The 5,414-nt window shown below is 67.7% G+C and carries 5 protein-coding genes; 4 read left to right on the top strand and 1 reads right to left on the bottom strand.

The genetic code is table 11. The features are described from left to right. Positions 1 to 208 (bottom strand): hypothetical protein (locus QH195_RS13965; RefSeq protein ID WP_280435674.1); only part of this gene is annotated, 208 nt, incomplete at its 3' end. 368 nt (positions 209 to 576) lie between these two features. Here QH195_RS13965 and QH195_RS13970 point away from each other — a divergent pair. The 4 genes from QH195_RS13970 to QH195_RS13985 all read left to right on the top strand — a co-directional run bounded on the left by QH195_RS13970 (position 577) and on the right by QH195_RS13985 (position 5,392). Then, a complete protein-coding gene (locus QH195_RS13970) occupies positions 577 to 1,560 on the top strand; it encodes an alpha/beta hydrolase (protein ID WP_280435675.1) in 984 nt (327 codons plus the stop codon). A 175-nt stretch (positions 1,561 to 1,735) separates the two neighbouring features. Beyond that, complete coding sequence (locus QH195_RS13975) at positions 1,736 to 3,589, top strand: alpha/beta hydrolase-fold protein (RefSeq protein ID WP_280435676.1); 1,854 nt, start codon at positions 1,736 to 1,738, stop codon at positions 3,587 to 3,589. A 261-nt stretch (positions 3,590 to 3,850) separates the two neighbouring features. After that, positions 3,851 to 4,390 (top strand): DUF732 domain-containing protein, encoded by a 540-nt coding sequence (locus QH195_RS13980; RefSeq protein ID WP_280422522.1) that lies wholly within the window; start codon positions 3,851 to 3,853, stop codon positions 4,388 to 4,390. A 9-nt stretch (positions 4,391 to 4,399) separates the two neighbouring features. Further along, a complete protein-coding gene (locus tag QH195_RS13985; RefSeq protein ID WP_432278395.1) occupies positions 4,400 to 5,392 on the top strand; it encodes a cutinase family protein in 993 nt (330 codons plus the stop codon). Positions 5,393 to 5,414 lie beyond the last annotated feature (22 nt).

A 5,414-nucleotide genomic window follows, 5' to 3' on the forward strand; every position in this document is an offset into this window, starting at 1 on the left:
CCCCCCCCCCCTCCTCTCTCCTCCCCCCCCACCCCCCCCCCCCCCCCCCCCCCCCCCCCCCCCCCCCCCCCCCCCCCCCGCCCCCCGGCCGCGGCCGGGCGGGGGGGGGGGCCCCCCCCCCCCCCCCCCCCCCCCCCCCCACTACTGTGTGCCCGCCGTCTATACTTCTGGGGGGGGGGCACACTGCTGTCGATGGGAATTCGTCCATGGTTCGTATTCCGTTACACAAGCCCGGTCAGAGGCGGATTTCGATAACGGGGGAATATCCCGGCCCACCGAGACATCAACGGCTCGGCAAGGTATCGTCACGGGGCGATCACAACGTTCTCGCGGCGGATTTCGGCCATCCGATCAGCACGGCCTTGCTTGGGCTCGATGAGGTCGAATAAGGTCCAGCGAGCGCATCTGTGACCAGATCGTTGTAGCGCTGTCGGCCGATGGTTGGTCGGGACCGGCCGCCGGCGCCGCCGAGGAGAAACGGGGTGTTGTCCGCGCAGCGGTGGCGTACAACACCACAACAGCAGAAAGAGAGCAGAATTCATGCGTTTCGGCAGGGCAGCCGGCCCGAAGAGAAGTATGGGGCGGTCACGGGCACCTCGCGGTTGGCGTAACCGGATTCTGGCAATCGGTGCGGCGGTTCTCGCGCTACCGGTCGCTGCGGGTATCGCGGCTCCGACCGCCGTGGCCGCGCCGGCGGCGCCGGTGCACCGGGCCGGCCTGGAGGAACTGATGGTTCCCTCCAGCATGGGCCCCATCAAGGTCCAGGTGCAGTGGGCGGCGCGCGGCGGTAACGCCGGGCTCTACCTGCTCGACGGTCTGCGCGCTCGCGAAGACCGCAACGCCTGGTCCTTCGAGACCAATGCGCTCGAGCAGTTCGCCGGTGACAACATCTCGCTGATCATGCCGGTCGGCGGCCAGTCCAGCTTCTACGCCGACTGGTACTCGCCCAGCAATACCAACGGCCAGAAGTTCACCTACAAGTGGGAGACCTTCCTCACCCAGGAACTGCCGGCCTTCCTCGAAGGCCACGGTGTCTCGCGCACCAACAACGCCATCGCGGGCCTGTCGATGGGCGGTAGCGCCGCCCTGGCACTGGCCGCCTACCACCGCGATCAGTTCAAGTCGGCCGCGGCCTACTCCGGCTACCTGAACATCTCGGCACCGGGTATGCGAGAGGCCATCCGGATCGCCATGCTGGACGCGGGCCGCTTCAACGTCGACTCGATGGCGGCCCCGTGGAGCCCGCAGTGGCTGCGCATGGACCCGTTCGTCTTCGCGCCGCAGCTGCGCGGTCTGCCGATGTACATCTCGGCGGCCAGTGGCCTGCCGGGTCCGCACGACAAGCCGGCCGGTGCCATCGGTGCGTTCAACACCGGTAACGCCATGGCGCTGGAAGCGCTGTCGCTGGTGAACACCCGCGCTTTCCAGGCGCGGCTGAAGTCGCTGGGTATCAACGCCCACTTCGACTTCCCGAACGTCGGCACCCACTCCTGGAAGTACTGGGAAAGCCAGCTCTTCGCTTCCCGCAAGATGTTCCTGGATTCCACCAACGGCTGGTGACAACAGAACTCGCTGATCGGTTGCCGCTGAACCGATAAGCACCGCGCGACGGCGCCACCTGCAGGCAATACAAGCAGGTGGCGCCGTTGCTTTTTCCGGATCACCACGGCGGTCGAGTGATTTGCTGTCAGCGCGTCTACCGGGAATCAGCCGGTGGCGGCGGTACAAACAGTGTGTGGCAGGGAAGAAACGCGCAAGAGGGGGTTCGACCGGCCGACCCGGTGCACGTGCCCGGCGCGGGCTCGCCGTCCTGGCGGCCGCGCTGGTGTTGCCCTTTGCCGCCGCCCACGCCCCGGCGCCGGCCCAGCCCACTGCGGCGGCCGCGGCGGCAACGCTCCGCAATATCGTCTGGTATTCCGACCGGCACGTTGCCATCTGGGTGAATTCGCCTGCTATGGGTGCGCCCATCCAGGTGCGATTGCTGCTGGCGCGGGACTGGAACTCCCAGCCGAACGCGAAGTTCCCGGTGCTCTACATGCTCGACGGCCTCCGCGCCACCGACGACGACAGTGGGTGGATCAAGGAAACGGGCGCGGTCGACTTCTTCGCCGACAAGAATGTCACCGCAGTACTGCCGGTCGGCGGACAGGCCAGTTTCTATTCGGATTGGCTGGAACCCAACAACGGCAAGAACTACAAGTGGGAGACCTTTCTCACCGAGGAACTGCCGCCGCTGCTGGAAAGCCAATGGCGCGCCACCGATACCCGAGGAATCGCCGGGCTCTCCATGGGCGGTACCGCCGCGATGTTCCTGTCCGCCCGCAACAGCGATTTCGCGAAATACGCCGCCTCCTACTCCGGTTTTCTCACCACCACGAGTACGGGTATGCCGCAGGCGATCCGGCTCGCCATGATCGACGCCGGCGGATTCGACGCCGCGGCGATGTGGGGTCCGCCCGGCAGCCCGCAGTGGGAGGAACACGATCCGGTGTACCTCGCCGACCGACTGAAAGGTAAATCCCTCTATATATCCACCGGAACCGGTGCTTCCGGAAAACATGACGAAAGCTCCGAGATCCCGGGAGTCACCCCGAATATGTTCGGGATGGGCCTCGAGACACTGTCGCTGATCACCTCCCAGAATTTCGTCGGCAAGCTGCACGAACTGCGTATCCCCGCGACAGTCAACTATCGCTCCGCCGGTACCCACACCTGGCCGTACTGGGATTTCGAAATGCGCCAGTCCTGGCCTCAGGCCGCGGCCGCGCTCGGCGTGCCCGCCGCGAAACCGGCATGTGCCGCGGGCGGTGCCATCGGTGCCGTGGCGGCCGCCAACGGCTGGCTCGGTACCTGTCTCACCGGCGAATACCGGGTGCCGGGCGGCGTCGCCCAGGATTTCCTGCACGGCCGGGTGTTCTTCACACCAGAGGCGGGCGCGCATCCGGTGGCCGGCCGTATCGGCGGCGGATATCAGGCCGTCGCCGGGCCGCACGGTGCGCTCGGCCTGCCGATCGGTGCGGAGGCGGCACTGCCGGACGGCCGGGGTCGCTATCAGCCGTTCCAGAACGGATCGCTGTACTGGACACCGGAAACCGGTGCCCAGATGGTGCGCGGCGCGATCCTGGCCGAATGGGGTCGTCAGGGCTACGAAGGCGGCCCGGCGAAATACCCGGTGGGTCCGGAGGTGCCGACACCGCATCGCGACGGTGCGGTGCAATCCTTCGAAGGCGGCCCGTTCTATTTCAGCCCCACTACCGGCGCCCAGCGGGTGGAGGGTCTCATCCTGGGCAAGTACGCCGAGCTGGGTTTCGAGAACAGTTGGCTCGGCTTCCCGGTGGCGCCGGAACTCCCGCTGAAGGATTTCGGTCGGTACAGCGGGTTCGAGGGTGGCAATATCTACTGGAGCCCGCTCTCGGGTGCCTGGGCCGTCCGCAACGGCCCGATCATGGACGCCTGGCGCGACGCCGGATTCGAAAACGGCCGCCTGGGCTTCCCGATCAGCGACGAGTTCGCCGTGCCGGGCGGGGTGCAGCAGAATTTTCAGCACGGCGCAATCACTGTCCGGGACAATCGTGCCGAAGTGCGCTGATCCGCGAAGGTCGGCGAACATGTCGCTCGCCGAAGTACCGTGTTGCCGAGTTCCGTGAGGCCGGACCGGCTGCCCCCGTGCAGTGTGTGGTCAGGCACAACGCAGCGACATCCCGTGGGTGGTATTACCCTCGGTGGTCGCGGCCCGCGACTACTCGCCGGGCCTGGACGTAACCCGACGGTCAAACCAGTGGTTCGGCGGCGCTCGCTACGAGTGCCGTGAACCAGCGCGCACGGCGCGCCGGAACACAGGATGGAATGTATGTATCGGACCCGAGGCACGATGCTCGGTGTGGTGGCGGCCGTGGCGGCTGCCGGACTGCTCGCCGGCTGCGGCGACGAGGAATCGACCGCGACCAGCACCCCGACGCTGTCGACCCCGGCCGCCGCATCGTCGTCCGAGAGCTCGGCGCCGGCGCCGGCTCCCGCGCCGGGTGAACAGCCTCCCGCGCCCGAGGCCCCGGCTCCGGAGGAGAGCGCCGCACCGGAGGCGCCCCCGGAGGAAATGGAGCGCCCCGCGCCGGTCGAGCCCCAGGAAACCGCGGCCGCGGAGCTCGGTCCCAAGGAGCAGACCTATATCGACGAGCTGGCGAAACAGGGGGTGACCCCGTCCACCCCGGATATCGCGCTGAGTATCGGCTCCTATGTGTGCAGCCAGGCGGCGCAGGGCACCCCGGATCCCGCCATGCTCACCTGGGTGACCGCGATGGCCGGTGCGGATGCGGCGTTCGATCCCGCGAAGATGCCGGTCGAGCAGGCCGGACAGATCTACATCAATACCGCCAAAGCGCACTACTGCTAGTGGCTGCCGGTGAGTAGGGGACGTTCCGGAGCCCGTCGGTCGCGATCGGCGGGTTGTCTGACGCTGCTCGCGCTCGGGGTGGCCGGGCTCGTCATCGTGGTGCTGCTCTGGTATCTACTGGCCGGATGCCTGCGGGAGCCGCCGCCGGGACCAGGTCCGGGACCGGGGCCGGAGGAGCCGACCAGCCAGCCGGCGAGCTGCCCCGATGTGCAGATGATTTCGGTGCCGGGAACCTGGGAGTCCAGCAGTACCGACGACCCGTACAACCCGGCGGCCAATCCGGCTTCGCTGATGCTGAACGTCAGCAATCCGGTGCGGGAACAGTTCCCGGCCGAACGAGTCGACGTGTACACGGTTCCCTACGTGGCGCAGTTCTCCAATCCGGTGGCGTTTCCGCCGGACGGGCAGGCCTCCTACAACGTCTCACGCACCGAGGGCATGCGGCGGACGTTCGATTTCCTGACCCAGCGGCACGAAGAATGCCCGCTCACCACGTATGTGCTGGCCGGGTTCTCGCAAGGTGCGGTGATCGCCGGGGATATCGCCGAGCAGATCGGTAAAGGCAACGGGCCGGTTCCGGCGGACCGGGTACTCGGGGTGACCCTGATCGCCGACGGCCGTCGGTCCGGTGAGCCGGGGCCCGGGCAACCCATCCAGGTGGGCACACCGCCGCCCGGTATCGGCGCGGAGGTCGCGCTGGCCGGTTTGAGCGTGCCGGGAATCACGATGACCGGTGCGCGTGAGGAAGGTTTCGGCGAGATAGCCGACCGGGTGTACACGATCTGCGCGCCCGGCGACCTGATCTGCGACGCACCGCGCAACGCGCTCAGCCCCGCCAATATCCTCGGCAGCCTGGGCACACTCACCGCTGCCGTCGGTAATCCCGTGCACAGCCTCTATCACAATTTCGTCGTGGAATCCGATGGCACCACAGCCACCCAGTGGGCCGCGAATTGGGCTGTCGGCCTGGTCGGCAATGCGCCACGACCACCGCATTCGTAACGAAGCGAGCCTGCGGGCGCGG

The organism is Nocardia carnea (genome assembly GCF_029868855.1).
Taxonomy (GTDB): domain Bacteria; phylum Actinomycetota; class Actinomycetes; order Mycobacteriales; family Mycobacteriaceae; genus Nocardia; species Nocardia carnea_A.

Excerpts from the sequence above, each read along its gene's own strand:
- QH195_RS13970 (WP_280435675.1), top strand. The coding sequence starts at position 577 with ATGGGGCGGTCACGGGCACCTCGCGGTTGGCGTAACCGGATTCTGGCA.
- QH195_RS13980 (WP_280422522.1), top strand. The coding sequence starts at position 3,851 with ATGTATCGGACCCGAGGCACGATGCTCGGTGTGGTGGCGGCCGTGGCG.